The organism is Streptomyces sp. (assembly GCF_035644915.1).
Lineage (GTDB): Bacteria > Actinomycetota > Actinomycetes > Streptomycetales > Streptomycetaceae > Streptomyces.
Genome location: NZ_DASQNP010000196.1, coordinates 1 through 15,296, shown reverse-complemented (window position 1 = coordinate 15,296; position 15,296 = coordinate 1). Strand labels below are relative to the sequence as shown.

General features: G+C 73.1%; 11 protein-coding genes. 8 read left to right on the top strand and 3 right to left on the bottom strand.

Annotated features, from left to right (window positions below):
* Positions 1–50: 50 nt before the first annotated feature.
* The 6 genes from VE546_RS21680 to VE546_RS21655 all read left to right on the top strand — a co-directional run bounded on the left by VE546_RS21680 (position 51) and on the right by VE546_RS21655 (position 6,599).
* Positions 51–698 carry an ANTAR domain-containing response regulator gene (locus VE546_RS21680; protein WP_324924912.1) on the top strand — a complete coding sequence of 216 codons (648 nt, stop codon included), beginning with the start codon at positions 51–53 and terminating at the stop codon, positions 696–698.
* A gap of 551 nt (positions 699–1,249) precedes the next feature.
* On the top strand, positions 1,250–2,413 hold the full coding sequence (locus tag VE546_RS21675) for a branched-chain amino acid ABC transporter substrate-binding protein (RefSeq protein ID WP_324924908.1): 1,164 nt from the start codon (positions 1,250–1,252) through the stop codon (positions 2,411–2,413).
* Positions 2,414–2,591: 178 nt separating this feature from the next.
* Positions 2,592–3,515 carry a branched-chain amino acid ABC transporter permease gene (locus VE546_RS21670; RefSeq protein WP_324924907.1) on the top strand — a complete coding sequence of 308 codons (924 nt, stop codon included), beginning with the start codon at positions 2,592–2,594 and terminating at the stop codon, positions 3,513–3,515.
* Positions 3,512–4,894: a branched-chain amino acid ABC transporter permease gene (locus tag VE546_RS21665; RefSeq protein ID WP_324924905.1), complete on the top strand. Its 1,383-nt coding sequence runs from the start codon at positions 3,512–3,514 to the stop codon at positions 4,892–4,894. Before VE546_RS21670 ends, VE546_RS21665 begins: the two co-directional genes overlap by 4 nt.
* Positions 4,891–5,835 carry an ABC transporter ATP-binding protein gene (locus VE546_RS21660; protein WP_324924903.1) on the top strand — a complete coding sequence of 315 codons (945 nt, stop codon included), beginning with the start codon at positions 4,891–4,893 and terminating at the stop codon, positions 5,833–5,835. Before VE546_RS21665 ends, VE546_RS21660 begins: the two co-directional genes overlap by 4 nt.
* Positions 5,836–5,843: 8 nt before the next feature.
* A complete protein-coding gene (locus VE546_RS21655; protein WP_324924910.1) occupies positions 5,844–6,599 on the top strand; it encodes an ABC transporter ATP-binding protein in 756 nt (251 codons plus the stop codon).
* 96 nt (positions 6,600–6,695) lie between these two features.
* On the opposite strand, the gene VE546_RS21650 is transcribed toward VE546_RS21655, so the two are convergent.
* Both VE546_RS21650 and VE546_RS21645 read right to left on the bottom strand, forming a co-directional pair.
* The gene (locus tag VE546_RS21650; protein WP_324924901.1) at positions 6,696–7,163 is read right to left on the bottom strand and encodes a hotdog fold thioesterase; all 468 of its coding nucleotides are present in this window, start codon (positions 7,161–7,163) and stop codon (positions 6,696–6,698) included.
* 84 nt (positions 7,164–7,247) lie between these two features.
* Positions 7,248–9,554 carry an FdhF/YdeP family oxidoreductase gene (locus tag VE546_RS21645; RefSeq protein WP_324924899.1) on the bottom strand — a complete coding sequence of 769 codons (2,307 nt, stop codon included), beginning with the start codon at positions 9,552–9,554 and terminating at the stop codon, positions 7,248–7,250.
* 93 nt (positions 9,555–9,647) lie between these two features.
* Between VE546_RS21645 and polA the strand changes: the two genes are divergently transcribed.
* A complete protein-coding gene (gene polA, locus VE546_RS21640; RefSeq protein ID WP_324924897.1) occupies positions 9,648–12,377 on the top strand; it encodes a DNA polymerase I in 2,730 nt (909 codons plus the stop codon).
* A gap of 326 nt (positions 12,378–12,703) precedes the next feature.
* A complete protein-coding gene (locus tag VE546_RS21635; protein WP_324924895.1) occupies positions 12,704–14,044 on the top strand; it encodes a lytic transglycosylase domain-containing protein in 1,341 nt (446 codons plus the stop codon).
* A 90-nt stretch (positions 14,045–14,134) separates the two neighbouring features.
* Here VE546_RS21635 and VE546_RS21630 read toward each other — a convergent pair.
* Positions 14,135–15,296: ATP-dependent helicase C-terminal domain-containing protein (locus VE546_RS21630; protein WP_324924893.1), on the bottom strand; the 1,162-nt coding region annotated here is incomplete at its 5' end.

Below are 15,296 nucleotides of genomic sequence, written 5' to 3'. Positions count from 1 at the left end.
CTGGCCGGAAGACGAGGAGCCCAGTGAGCACCGCGGACATCCCCGAGCCCATCAGCACCGACAACGGCGACAACGGCGACGGCGCCGGCGAGCGGGCGCACGTTCCGCCGGAGACGACGCGGGTCGTCATCGCCGAGGACGAGGCGCTGATCCGGCTGGACCTCAAGGAGATGCTGGAGGAGGAGGGCTACACCGTCGTCGGGGAGGCGGGGGACGGGCAGACCGCCGTGGACCTGGCGCGGGAGCACCGGCCGGACCTGGTGATCCTGGACGTGAAGATGCCCGTGCTCGACGGGATCTCGGCGGCCGAGAGGATCGCCGGGGAGAGCATCGCCCCGGTGCTGATGCTGACCGCGTTCTCGCAGCGCGAGCTGGTGGAGCGGGCGCGCGACGCGGGGGCGATGGCGTACCTGGTGAAGCCCTTCAGCAAGAGCGACGTCGTGCCGGCGATCGAGATGGCGGTGTCGCGGTTCAACGAGATGAAGGTGCTGACCCAGGAGGTCGCCGACCTCACGCAGCGGCTGGAGACGCGGAAGCTGGTGGACCGGGCCAAGGGGCTGCTGCAGACGCAGTACGGGCTGACCGAGCCCGCCGCGTTCCGGTGGATCCAGAAGACCTCGATGGACCGGCGGCTGTCGATGCGGCAGGTGGCGGAGGCCGTGATCCAGGACGCCGAGGAGAAGAAGCAGCAGCGGTGACGCCCAGCGGCCGCCGCAGGGCGGCCGTGCGCGGCCGTAGCGGCCGTGTAGCGGATGGGGCCGCTGTGGCGCCCGGGGCTCGTGGGGCGGCGGTCGTACGGGGGCGGCAGCCCGTGGGTCGGCCGGGTCGGCGTGTCCGCCGCCGGTGGGTTGCCGGCGGCGAGGTGCAAAGGGGCGGGGTCCGCCGGCGGGGCCGCGGACGGGCCGGGTGAGCTGGGAATCGGGCGGGGGAGTGGGGGCGGCGGTGCGGCGGCCCGTGGATGTGCGGTCGCAAGTGGGGGGACCGGTGGGGGAGTTGGGCCGGGACGGACGGGTGCGGGCCGGGTCCGGCCTCTGATGATCTTTCCCTATCTGTCCGGTCTCCGGTAAGGAGTGTTCTGTTTCCGGCGCATGGCGCAGGTCACAGGGAGATCACATCTGCTGCTCTCACCTATCTGGCCAGCTTCAGGGGCAATAGATTCCGGGCCACACCGCACGTACGTACGTGCGGACCGCGACGCCGAAACAGTACGGCGATCGTCGTGATCTGAGCGGGCTCCAGGGGGTTTCACGTGCTCAACAAGACCATCGTCAAGCTGGCCATTCCGGTGGCCATTGGCGCGCTTGCGCTCACCGGCTGCGGTGGAGGAGACAGCGGAAGCGGCGACACGTACAAAATCGCTTTCCAGGGCCCGCTCTCCGGCGACAACGTCCAGCTCGGCCAGAACATGGAGAACGGCATCAAGCTCGCCATCGAGCAGGCGAATGCCTCGGACGATCTCGGTTTCGAGGTCGAGTACATGCCGGTGGACGACCAGGGTCTGCCGGACAAGGCGACGGCCGCCGCGCAGAAGGCCATCGACGACCAGGACGTCGTCGCGGTGATCGGCCCGGCGTTCTCGGGCCCGGCGGACACCGCCGCCGAGGTGTACGGGGCGGCCAGCCTGGTCACGGTGTCGTCGTCGGCCACGCGCCCGGACCTGACGACCAAGGGGTACCAGACGTTCCTGCGGGCGGTGCCGAACGACAGCGCCCAGGGCTCCGGCATGGCGAAGTTCATCTCCACCGAGCTCAAGGCCAAGAAGGTCGTGGTGGTCGACGACAAGACCGACTACGGCATCGGCCTGGGGGACGTGGCCGAGAAGGACCTGAAGGCCGCGGGCGTCACCGTGGTGCGCCAGAGCGTTCCGCAGAAGACGCCGGACTACAGCGCCGCGGCGAAGAACGTGGTGAAGAACAAGCCGGACGCCCTGATCTACGCGGGCTACTACCAGGACGCGGGGCCGTTCGCGAAGAAGCTCAAGGAAGCGGGCTACGACGGGGCGGCGATGTCGGGTGACGGCACCAACGACGCGCAGTTCATCGAGCTGGCGGGCGCGGCGTCGGACGGCTGGTACCTGACCTGTGCGTGCACGGACGCCTCCAAGGAGGAGGCGACGAAGAAGTTCGCCACGGAGTACGAGAAGGAGTACAACCAGGCCCCGGGTACGTACTCGGCAGAGTCGTACGACGTCGCCAAGATGATCATCGAGGAGATCAAGAAGCTCCACGAGGACGGCGGCGTGGAGCGCGAGGCGCTGCTGGAGGCGCTGCGCGGGGTGAAGTACAAGGGCCTGACGAAGGAGTTCTCCTTCGACGACAAGGGCGAGTTCACCAACAAGACCGTTTACCTGTACCGGGTCAAGGGCGACGCCATCGAGTACCAGGGCAACATCGACGAGCTGGCCGCGGGCTGAGCCGGCTGACGCTTCCGGCCGGTCGGCGCGGCGCGCCCGAAATCGCCGCGCCGGCCGGTGACATCCGGCGGACGCTCCTCATTTCCGGACGCGCGTCCGTCTCCGTGATCCTCCTGCCGCCTGTTCCCGGTGCCGATCGCATGGCCCGGCGGCGCATTCCCACAAGGAAGACAGTTCGATGTCCCTCAGTGAGTTCTGGGACTTCCTCGTCCTAGGGGTGGTGCTCGGCAGTCTTTACGCCGTCATCGCCATTGGCTACACGCTGGTCTACGGCGTGCTCCAGCTTCTGAACTTCGCGCACAGCGAGGTTTTCATGTTCGGTGGTTACGGGGGCCTGCTGGCCCTGACCGCCCTGATTCCCGAGGCGACGCCCTCGGGGCTGAGTTCGGCCGGCTACGTGGTGATCGGCATGCTGGCGGGTGCGGCGCTGGGCGCCGCGGTCGCCTTCGTGCTGGAACGCGTGGCGTACCGGCCGCTGCGCAGGCGCAACGCGCCCCGCCTGGTGTTCCTGATCACCGCGATCGGTGCCTCGTTCTTCCTGTACAACCTGGCGGGCAAGCTGTTCGGCCGCAATCCGCTGCCGATGCCGTCGATGTACGAGAACAAGCGGGTGGTGTCGGTCCTGGGGGTGGAGCTGACCATCACGCAGGTGCTGATCCTGGTGTCGGCGGTCGCGATGATGGTGCTCCTGGACTACGTGGTGAGCCGCACCAAGATGGGCTCGGGCATCCGCGCGGTGGCGCAGGACCCGGAGGTCGCGGCGCTGATGGGCGTGGACATCGACAAGGTGGTGTCCCGGACGTTCGTGCTCGGCGGTCTGCTCGGCGGTGCGGCCGGCTTCCTCTTCGGGACCAACAGCCAGGTGTGGTACCAGATGGGCTTCCTGCCCGGCATCACGGCGTTCGCGGCGGCGGTGCTGGGCGGCATCGGCAACGTGCGCGGCGCGATGCTCGGCGGCCTGGTGCTGGGCGTGGTGGAGACCATGACGGTGGGCCTGTGGGGTGACGACTGGCGTTACGTCGGGGCCTTCGTGGTGCTGGTGCTGGTGCTGATGGTCCGTCCGACCGGCATTCTCGGTGAGCGTCTGGGGAGGACGGCATGAGCGTGAAGACCTCGACCCCGGCGACGGCCCCGGCGGGCTCGGTGGCGCCGTCGGAGGCGGCCCGGCTGCGGAAGGTGCACTGGTACCAGGAGCCGCGCTGGCAGCGGCTGGGCATGCTGCTGGCGCTGGCGGTGACCCTCACGCTGATGACGGGCGAGGAGGGCACCACCCGGGACCTGTTCTTCGCGCTGCGGGAGGACTTCACCGGGCCCGGTCTGTGGATCTGGGTGGGGATCGCGGTGGCCGTCTGGGCGGTGCGCGAGTTCCTGGCCGAGCAGACGGCCGGGGCGGCGGAGAAGTCGAAGAAGGCCGCGGCCGGCCCGCTGGGCAAGGTGCGGGAGCTGTGGGCGTCGAAGCAGGTGCGGGCCGGTGTGCTGGTGGCCCTGCTGGCGCTGGCGGTGTTCGGTCCGCTGGGGGTGGAGCGCTACTGGCAGCAGGTGCTGGTGGACCAGATCGCGATCTTCGTGCTGCTGGCGATCGGCCTGAACGTGGTGATCGGCTGGGCGGGCCTGCTCGACCTGGGGTTCATCGCGTTCTTCGCCATCGGCGCGTACAGCGCGGCGTACTGGACGGGGGCGCTGCCGGTCCAGCCGCCGGTGGTGCTGAACAACTTCCTGGTGCTGCCGATCGCGGTGGCGACCTGCCTGGTGGCGGGGGTGATCCTGGGGGCGCCGACGCTGCGGCTGCGCGGTGACTACCTGGCGATCGTGACGCTCGGCTTCCACGAGATCGTCTACCTGATGGCGAAGAACGCCGAGGGCGTGACGGAGGGCGCGCGGGGCGTCAAGGTCGAGCGGTTCAGCATCGACCTGGGCTTCTTCGCCTACGAGTGGAAGCTGGACCCGATGCCGTACTACTGGCTGCTGATCGGGTTCATCGTGCTGGCGATCTTCCTGTTCCTGCGGCTGGAGCACTCCAAGGTGGGCCGGGCCTGGACCGCGATCCGGGAGGACGAGGTGGCCGCGGCGGCCACGGGCGTCGACACGGTGCGGTACAAGCTGATGGCGTTCGCGATCGGCGCGTCGACCTCCGGTGTGGCGGGTGTGGCGTACGCGAGCAAGGTGGGGTACATCAACCCGGAGAACTTCGTCATCCTGCTGTCGGTCCTGGTGCTGGCCTACGTCATCTTCGGCGGCATGGGGTCGATCCCCGGGGTGCTGTTCGGCGCCGCGTTCCTGGTGTGGCTGCCGGAGTACCTGCGGGAGTGGGTGGACCCCAAGGACCGCTACATGTACCTGGGCGCCCTGCTCGTCATCATGATGATCTACCGGCCGCAGGGTGTGCTGCCCTCCCGCCGCCGCAAGCGCGAGCTGAAGATGGCGGAGGCGGGGATCGGCGGAGCCGACGCGACCGGCCCGGCGGAAGGCAGGCAGCAGTGACCACCGAGGTGACGAAGACGGACCGGGTGCCGGCGGCGGACTCCGGCCCGGGCGACGTGGTGCTGGAGACGTCGGGCGTGACGCTGCGGTTCGGCGGTCTGACCAGCCTGAACGACGTCGAGCTGCGGATGCGGCGCGGTGAGGTGCTGGCGGTGATCGGGCCGAACGGCGCGGGCAAGACGTCGCTGTTCAACTCGCTGACCGGCGCGTACGTCCCGCAGGAGGGGCGGATCACCTTCCGGCCGCGGGGCGGCGGGGAGCACTCGCTGCTGGGGTGCAAGCCGCACGTGGTGAGCCGGCTGGGGCTGGCGCGCACCTTCCAGAACATCCGGTTGTTCGGCGCGCTGACGGCGCTGGAGAACGTCAAGATCGCGGCGGAGACGCGGCTGAAGGCCGGCCCGGTGTCGATCATGCTGGGGCTGCCGGGTGCGCGGAAGGCGGAGCAGGCCAGTGACCGCCGGGCGCACGAGGTGCTGTCGTTCGTCGGCCTGCTGGACAAGATCAACGAGCTGGCGGGGTCGCTGAGCTACGGCGACCAGCGGCGGCTGGAGATCGCGCGGGCGCTGGCGACCGATCCGGAGGTGCTGCTGCTGGACGAGCCGGCGGCGGGCACCAACCCGACGGAGAAGCTGGAGCTGGAGGAGCTGATCCGGCGGATCAACACCGAGCTGGGCGTGAGCGTGCTGCTGATCGAGCACGACATGCGGCTGGTGATGTCGGTGGCGGACCGGGTGATGGTGCTCAACTTCGGCAGGAAGATCGCCGAGGGGTCCCCGTCGGAGGTGCAGCGGGACCCGGCGGTGATCGAGGCGTACCTGGGGTCCGTGACCGAGGAGGACGAGGCCGCGGTGGCGGAGGTGGTCGCCGAGGCCGGAGACGGCCCCGGTACGGGCGCCGACGGGCCGGGTGCGCAGGCACGGGACACGGAGGGACGCGAGTGAGCGGCACCATGCAGGTGAAGAAGGAGCCGGAGCGCGGCGAGACGACCTCTCCGGTGGTGCTCGAACTCCGTGACCTCCACGTGTTCTACGGTGCGATCGAGGCCCTCAAGGGCGTCAACCTGACGGTCCGCCGCGGCGAGGTGGTGGCCCTGCTGGGCGCCAACGGCGCGGGGAAGTCGACCACGCTGCGCACGGCGTCCGGGATGATCGCCCCGCGCGGGGGGCAGGTGCTGCTGCACGGGGAGCGGGTCGACGGCATCAAGTCGCACGACCTGGTCCGGTTCGGCATCGGGCACGTCCCCGAGGGGCGGCGGGTCTTCCCGCGGATGACGGTCCGGGAGAACCTCCAGATGGGGGCGTACCGGTTCAAGTCCGTGGACCGGGAGGACATGGAGCGGGTGTTCACGCTGTTCCCCCGGCTGGGGGAGCGCAAGGAGCAGCTCGGCGGGACGCTCTCCGGCGGTGAGCAGCAGATGCTGGCGATCGGCCGCGCGCTGATGGGCAGGCCGGAGATCCTGCTGCTGGACGAGCCGTCGATGGGTCTGGCGCCGCTGATCGTGCAGCAGATCTTCGACATCATCAAGGAGATCAACGAGCAGGGCACCACGGTGCTGCTGGTGGAGCAGAACGCCTCGCAGGCGCTCCAGCTGGCGGACCGCGGGTACGTGCTGGAGACGGGGGCGGTGGTGATGGAGGGCGAGGCGTCCGCGCTGCTGTCCGATCCCCGGGTGCGGGCGGCCTATCTGGGCGAGGGCGCCGCGTAGGCGGCCTCCTCCGTCCCGTGCGGCGGTGCCGCGGCGGATCCGTTCCGCCGCGGCACCGCCGCCGTGCGTTTCGGGGGGCTCCGCGCGGGCCGCGGGTTACTGCGCCCCCTCCGGGGCGTCGCGCAGCAGGCAGGTGAGGCGGGCGGAGCACACGCGGCGGCCCCGCTCGTCGGTGACGGCGATCTCGTACGTGGCGGTGGTCCGGCCGAGGTGGACGGGGGTGGCGGTACCGGTGATCGTGCCGGAGCGCAGCCCGCGGTGGTGGGTGCAGTTGAGGTCCACCCCGACGGCGATCCTGCCGGGGCCGCCGTGGAGCATGGCGCCGACCGAGCCGAGGGTCTCGGCCAGGACGGCGGAGGCACCGCCGTGCAGCAGCCCGTAGGGCTGGGTGTTGCCCTCGACGGGGAGGGTGCCGACGACCTTCTCCGGGGAGGCCTGGAGGATCTTCAGGCCCATGCGTTCGCCCAGGTGCCCGGCGGAGAACAGGGTCGGCAGGTCGATGCCGAGCCCGGCCCACTGGTCGATGATCTCCTGCGGGAAGGTGGTGCTGGTCGGCTCGCCCATGGACGCCTGGCTCCGATCGTCGTGCCGGTCCGGCGCGGGCGCCGGACCCGGTGGGTGGACGGGTGTGCTCCACACGGGTGTGTGCTACACCGTCTTACCAGAGGGGCTGCCGGGTACCGCCGCCGGAGTGAGGCGGATCACCACGGACTTGCTGGCCGGGGTGTTGCTGACGTCGGCGGTGGCGTCGAGGGGGACCAGGACGTTGGTCTCGGGGTAGTAGGCGGCGGCGCAGCCGCGGGCGGTGGGGTAGTGGACGACGCGGAAGCCCGGCGCGGTGCGCTCGCGGCCGTCGGTCCACTCGCTGGTGAGGTCGGCGTACGAGCCGTCGGGCAGGCCCAGTCCGGCGGCGTCCTCGGGGTGGACGAGCACCACGCGGCGGCCCCCCTTGATGCCGCGGTAGCGGTCGTCGAGGCCGTAGATCGTGGTGTTGTACTGGTCGTGGGAGCGCAGGGTCTGCAGCAGCAGGCGGCCGGGCGGGACGCGCGGCCACTCCAGGGGCGCGGCGGTGAAGTTGGCCTTGCCGGTGGCGGTGGGGAAGCGCCGCTCGTCGCGCGGGGCGTGGGGGAGGGCGAAGCCGCCGGGGCGGGCGACGCGGGCGTTGAAGTCCTCGAAGCCGGGGATGACGCGGGCGATGCGGTCGCGGACGGCGGCGTAGTCGGCCTCGAACTCCTCCCAGGGGACGGGGTGGTCCTCGCCCAGGACGCGGCGGGCCAGGCGGCAGACGATGGCGGGCTCGGACAGCAGGTGCCCGCTGGCCGGGGCCAGCCGACCGCGCGAGGCGTGGACCATGCCCATGGAGTCCTCGACGGTGACGAACTGCTCCCCGGACGCCTGGACGTCGCGCTCGGTGCGGCCGAGGGTGGGCAGGATCAGGGCGCGGGCGCCGGTGACGCAGTGGGAGCGGTTGAGCTTGGTGGACACGTGCACGGTCAGCCGGGCCCGGCGCATCGCGGCCTCGGTGACCTCGGTGTCGGGGGAGGCGGCGACGAAGTTGCCGCCCAGGGCGATGAACACCTTCGCCTTCCCGTCGCGCAGGGCGCGGATGGCGCGGACGACGTCCAGGCCGTGCTCGCGCGGCATGGGGATGCCGAACTCCCGCTCCAGGGCGTCCAGCAGGGCCGCGGTGGGCCGCTCGACGATGCCCATGGTGCGGTCGCCCTGGACGTTGCTGTGGCCGCGCACCGGGCAGACCCCGGCGCCGGGGCGGCCGATGGCGCCGCGCAGCAGCAGCAGGTTGACGATCTCGCGGATGGTGGGCACGGCGTGCTTGTGCTGGGTCAGGCCCATGGCCCAGCACACGACGGTGCGCCGTGAGGCGAGGACCAGTTCGGCGGCGCGGTCGATGTCGGCCGGGGCGAGCCCGGTGGCGCGCAGCACCTCCTCGGGGTCGGTGGCGCGGGCGGCGGCGGCGAACTCCTCGAACCCGTGGGTGTGCTCGCGGACGAACGCCTCGTCCACCCCGCCCTCGGCCTGGAGCACGCGGCGGCACAGCTCGCGGAAGAGGGCCTGGTCGCCGCCGATGCGGATCTGCAGGAACAGGTCGGTCAGCGGCGTGCCGCGGCCGGCCAGGCCGCGCAGGGTCTGCGGGTTGTCGAACCGCCCCAGGCCGGCCTCGGGCAGGGGGTTGACCGTGATGATCCTCGCGCCGCCGGCCTTGGCCCGCTCCAGCGCGGAGAGCATCCGCGGGTGGTTGGTGCCCGGGTTCTGCCCGGCGACGATGATCAGGTCGGCGCGGTGGAGGTCCTCCAGCAGCACGCTGCCCTTGCCGACGCCGAGGGTTTCGGTCAGCGCCGCGCCGGACGACTCGTGGCACAGGTTGGAGCAGTCGGGCAGGTTGTTGGTGCCGAAGGAGCGGGCGAGGAGCTGGTAGAGGAAGGCGGCCTCGTTGCCGGTGCGGCCGGAGGTGTAGAAGACGGCCTCGTCGGGGGAGTCCAGGGCCCGCAGCTCGTCGGCGATGATGTCGAAGGCCCGCTCCCAGCTCACCGGCTCGTACCGCTCGGCGTCCTCGGCCAGGTACATCGGCTGCGTGAGCCGCCCCTGCCGGCCCAGCCAGTACCCGGAGCGGGTGGCCAGCTCGGCCACGGGGTGCTCGGCGAAGAAGGCGGGGGTGACCCGCCGCAGGGTGGCCTCCTCGGCGACGGCCTTGGCGCCGTTCTCGCAGAACTCCGCGGTGTGCCGCCGCTCCGGCTCGGGCCAGGCGCAGCCGGGGCAGTCGAAGCCGCCGTCCTGGTTGACGTTCAGCAGGGTCAGGGCGGTGCGCCGGACCCCCATCTGCCGCCGTGCCACGCGCAGGGAGTTGACGACGGCGGGCAGCCCGGCGGCGGAGCGCCGCGGGGCGCCGACCTCGGGGGCGTCCTGGACGGGATCGGCCTGGGGCGGCTTGCGCTTCATGACCGACGATCCTGCCACGCGGCACCGGCGTGCGACACCGGTCCGCGGGACCTCGGGGCGGGGATTGTCGGTGGTGCGTGGCAGGATCGGGGGGTGGCCAACAAAGCATCGACAGCGACCGCACCACCGCCCGCGCCGTCCGCGAAGCGCCTGCTCCTGCTGGACGGGCACTCCCTCGCCTACCGGGCGTTCTTCGCGCTGCCCGAGGAGAACTTCTCCACCACCACGGGCCAGCCGACGAACGCCGTCTACGGCTTCGCCTCGATGCTGGCGAACACGCTCCGTGACGAGGAGCCCACGCACCTGGCGGTGGCCTTCGACGTCTCCCGCACGACCTGGCGCTCGGAGGAGTTCGCCGACTACAAGGCGAACCGCACCAAGACCCCGGACAGCTTCAAGGGGCAGGTCGAGCTGATCGGCGAGCTGCTGGACGCGATGAACGTGCGGCGGTTCGCGGTGGAGGGCTACGAGGCGGACGACATCATCGCCACCCTGGCCACCCGGGCGGAGGCCGAGGGCTTCCAGGTGTCGATCGTCACCGGCGACCGCGACTCCTTCCAGCTCGTGAGCGACGCGGTCACGGTGCTGTACCCCACCCGCGGGGTGTCGGAGCTGACGCGCTTCACCCCCGAGAAGGTGGAGGAGAAGTACGGCCTGACGCCCCGGCAGTACCCGGACTTCGCCGCGCTGCGCGGCGACCCGTCGGACAACCTGCCCGGCATCCCCGGCGTGGGGGAGAAGACCGCCGCCAAGTGGATCAGGCAGTTCGGCTCCCTGGAGGAGCTGCTGGAGCGCGCCGGCGAGGTCAAGGGCAAGGTCGGGGAGAAGCTGCGCGAGCACCTGGACTCCGTCCGGCTCAACCGGCGGCTGACGGCGCTGGTGTGCGACGTGGAGCTGCCGGCCTCCCCGGCGGACCTGGCGAGGGCGCCGTACGACCGCAAGGCGCTGGAGGTGGTGCTGGACGCGCTGGAGTTCCGCAACACCGGCTTCCGCGACCGGCTGTACGCCGTGGACCCGGGCGCGGCCGGGGAGGAGGCCGCCCCGGCGGACGGCGTGGAGATCGACGGGGCGATCCTCGGCGCCGGCGAGCTGGCCCCCTGGCTGGCCGAGCACGCCGCGCCCGGCTCCGGTCCGCTGGGCGTGGCCACCGTCGACACCTGGCGGCTCGGCGCGGGCAGCGTCACCGAGATCGCCCTGGCCTCGGCCGCGGGCCCGGCCGTGTGGTTCGACCCCACCCAGCTCGACGAGGCCGACGAGAAGGCGTTCGCCGCCTGGGCCGCCGACGAGGGCCGGCCGAAGGTCGTGCACGACGCCAAGGCGGCGATGCGGGTCTTCGCCGAGCACGGCTGGCGGTTCGGCGGCGTGACGATGGACACCGCGCTCGCGGCCTACCTGGTGCAGCCGGGCCGCCGCTCCTTCGCGCTGGACGCGCTGTCGGTGGAGTTCCTGGGCCGGGAGCTGGCCCGCACCGCCGAGAGCAGCGGGCAGCTCGCCCTGGGCGCCGACGAGGAGGCGGAGGCGGACGCCCTGATGGGCCGGGCCCGCACCATCCTCGACCTGGGCGACGCGCTGGCCGGGCGGCTGGCGGAGGTGGGCGCGGCCGACCTGCTGACGGACCTGGAGCTGCCGACCTCCGCGCTGCTGGCGCGCATGGAGCGCGCGGGCATCGCCGCGGACCGGGCGTGGCTGGAGCGCATGGAGCAGCAGTTCGCCGCGGCCGTCCAGCAGGCGGTGCGGGAGGCGCACGCCTCGGTGGGCCACGAGTTCAACCTCGGCTCGCCCAAGCAGTTGCAGGAGGTGCTCTTCGGCGAGCTGGGCCTGCCGAAGACGAAGCGGACCAAGACGGGCTACACCACCGACGCGGACGCGCTGGCGTGGCTGGCGGCGCAGACCGAGCACGAACTGCCGGTGATCATGCTGCGCTACCGCGAGCAGTCCAAGCTGCGCACCACCGTCGAGGGGCTGATCAAGACGATCGCCGCCGACGGCCGCATCCACACCACCTTCAACCAGACGGTGGCCGCGACGGGGCGGTTGTCATCGGCCGACCCCAACCTGCAGAACATCCCGGTGCGCACCGACGAGGGCCGGGCCATCCGCCGGGGCTTCGTGGTCGGCGAGGGCTACGAGTCGCTGCTGACGGCCGACTACAGCCAGATCGAGCTGCGGGTGATGGCCCACCTGTCGGAGGACGAGGGCCTGATCGAGGCCTTCACCTCCGGCGAGGACCTGCACACCACGGCCGCCTCCCAGGTCTTCGGCGTGCCCAAGGAGCAGGTGGACCCGGAGATGCGCCGCAAGATCAAGGCGATGTCGTACGGGCTGGCCTACGGGCTGTCGGCCTTCGGCCTGTCGCAGCAGCTCGGCATCACGGCCGACGAGGCGCGCAGGCTGATGGACGCCTACTTCGAGCGCTTCGGCGGGGTGCGCGACTACCTCCACCGGGTGGTGGAGGAGGCGCGGGCCACCGGCTACACCCAGACCATCCTCGGCCGCCGCCGCTACCTGCCCGACCTCAACAGCGACAACCGCCAGCGCCGCGAGATGGCCGAGCGGATGGCGCTCAACGCCCCGATCCAGGGCACCGCCGCGGACATCGTGAAGATCGCGATGCTGAAGGTGGACAGGGCGCTGACCGAGGCGAAGCTGCGCTCCAGGATGCTGCTCCAGGTGCACGACGAGATCGTGCTGGAGGTCGCCCCGGGCGAGCGGGCGGAGGTGGAGGAGCTGGTGCGCCGGGAGATGGCCGGGGCCGTCGAGCTGCGGGCCCCGCTGGACGTGTCCGTCGGCTCCGGCGAGAACTGGGAGAGCGCCGCCCACTGAGCCCGGCCCGCACCGGGGCCGCCCCGCCGCCGGCCGCGTGCCGCCCGGTCGGCGGGGCAGCCGTCCGGGCGGCCCGGCGGTGGAGTCGGTGGAGCCGGCGGTGAACGTCCGGTGGAGCGGCCGTGTCCATCGCATCCCCGTGCCGGGATGCGGTGGATCGGGTGCCCAACTTGCCGTAATGTCACCACCGTTGCCGCTCGCCGGGGGAGCAGGGCGGCCGGCGCCCCACGCGCGGGGCGCGCACGGGAACACACGGAGCAGGCAGCGAGCGCAGGGCGCACGGACTGCGCGACACCACAAGACGGCAGTGTGGAGGGGTCTGGCAGATGGCGGCTCGTCTCGGGGGCAGGGTCCGCAGGAGCGTGACCAGCACCGCGATCGCGGCGGCGGCGATGGCCGCGCTCACCGCGTCACAGGGGCCCGGCATGGATCTCGTCCAGCCCGGCGGCAGGGACGCCACCGCCTCACCACCGCTGTCCGACCTGCCCGCCGACGGCAACTCCCCCTACCACACCGAGCTTCCGCCCCTGGTCAAGCCGGACAAGCCCGGCTCGTCCAACGACCTGCCGGGCGCCACCGGCCCCGCCGAGGCGGGCATACCCGCCACCGTCCTGGCCGCCTACAAGAAGGCGGAGAGAACGGTGAACGGCGAGCAGCCCGGCTGCAACCTCCCCTGGCAACTGCTGGCCGCGATAGGCAAGGTGGAGTCCGGGCAGGCCCGCGGCGGCGCGGTGGACGCCGAGGGCACCACCCTCAGCCCGATCCTGGGCCCCGCCCTCAACGGCGTCGGATTCGCGCACATCTCGGACACCGACGGCGGCGCCTACGACGGCGACGGCCGCTACGACCGGGCCGTGGGGCCCATGCAGTTCATCCCCTCCACCTGGGCCACCTGGGGCGCGGACGGAAACGGCGACGGCCGCGAGGACCCCAACAACATCTACGACGCCGCGCTCGCCGCGGGACGCTACCTGTGCGCGGGCGGCAAGGACCTGTCGGACCGGGGCGACCTGGAACGGGCCATCCTCAGCTACAACCACTCCCGGGAGTACCTGCGGACCGTGCTGTCCTGGCTGGAGTTCTACCGCAAGGGCGTCCACGAGGTCCCCGACGGCGAGGGCGTGCTGCCCGAGAGCCCCGGCGCGGGCAACGAGTCCCGGCCCGCGAGGCCGTCCACCGAGCCGACCGCCGACCCCACCTCCCGCCCGTCGGACAGGCCCGGCGGCAAGGGCGGCAAGGGCGGGGAGCCCGGCTCCGGCGGGAGCGCCTCGCCGCACCCGACCGCCTCGGCGACCGGCAGCGTGGGCCCCGGGCCGACCAGGTCCGGCACCCCCACCGCCTCGCCCTCGCCCACCGGATCCGGCTCGCCCACCACCTCGCCCAGCCCGACCCCCACCTGCCCCACGGGCACCCCGACAGGCACTCCGACGGGCACCCCGACGGACACCGCCTCGCCCTCGCCCACCGGGACCGGTTCGCCCACCGCCTCGCCCACCCCGACGCCCACGCCCACCGGGACGGGCGGGACCGAGGAGCCGGACACCCCCTGCGGACCGGAGGACCCGGAAGACCCGGAGAACGAGGACGGCGGGAAGGAGCCGGTCCCCGCCCCGTCCGCCAGCGAGACCGTCTCCGGTCTGGTGGGGCGGCCGGGCGGAGCCGGCTGACCCGCCGCCCGCCCCGCACCCGCGGACCCGTACCCGCCGACCGGCCCCTGCCGCCCACCGCCACCGGTGGGCGGCAGGGGCCGGCGCGCGTCAGCCGTCCCGGTCCGCCCGGCGCGCCGCGGCGGCCGTGCGCCGGGTCGGCTCCGCGGTCGTCGGATCCTCGGGCCAGGGGTGCCGGGGGTAGCGGCCGCGCAGCTCGGCCCGCACCGCGCGGTAGCCGTCGCGCCAGAACGACGCCAGGTCCGCCGTCACGGCGGCGGGCCGCCCCGCGGGCGACAGCAGGTGCACCAGCAGCGGAACCCGCCCGCCCGCCAGGCGCGGCGCCTGGCGCCAGCCGAACAGCTCCTGCAGCTTGACCGCGAGCACCGGCCGCTCGCCGCCGTAGTCCACCCGGATCCGCGACCCGGAGGGCACCTCGATCCGCTCCGGCGCCAGCTCCTCCAGCCGGGCGGCCTCCCCCGTCGCCCACGGCAGCAGGGCGGTCAGCAGCCGCCCGGCGTCCGCCCGCTCCAGGTCGGCCCGGCGGCGCGCGGCGTCCAGCACCGGGCCCAGCCACTCCTCCGCCCGCGCCAGCAGCGCCCCGTCCGAGACGTCCGGCCACGGCTCGCCCAGCTCCCGGTGGAGGAAGGCCAGCCGCTGCCGCAGGGAGCGTGCCTGGGGAGTCCAGTGCAGCAGTTCCGGGCCCTCGCGCCGCAGCCCCTCCAGCAGCGCCGCCCGCACCAGCGCCGGATCGGGCTCCTCCAGCGGGGCGGAGGCCAGCTCCACGGCGCCCAGCCGCTCCACCCGCCGGGCGACGACGTCGCGGCGCCCGGCGGACCAGAGGACCTCCTCGGCCCGGGCGTACAGCGCCCCGGCGGCCCGGCGCGCGGTGTCCTCGTCGACCGCGGCGGCCAGCCGCACCCGCGCCGAGGCCGCCCCCACCGGCCGGTCCGCGACGGCCACGGCCAGCCAGGGGGCGTCGCGCAGCCCGGAGCCCGGGGCGAGTTCCGCCCGCGTCCCGGAGGCCATCAGGTACGTTCGCCCGCCGCGCGAGCGCGCCACCCGCTCGGGGAAGGCCAGCGCCACCACCAGGCCGGCGGCGGCACCGTCCGGCACACTGTCCGGCAGGTCCGCCGGGGCCGCCGGGTCCGCCGGGTCCGCCGGGGTCGGCGGCGCTCCGGACCCGTCCGCCGGCAGGGCGTCCGCCAGCCGGCGGGCCTCCCTCCGCAAGCGGGCGGCGTACGCGTCCCCGCCCCGGCGTGCGGCGCGCCAC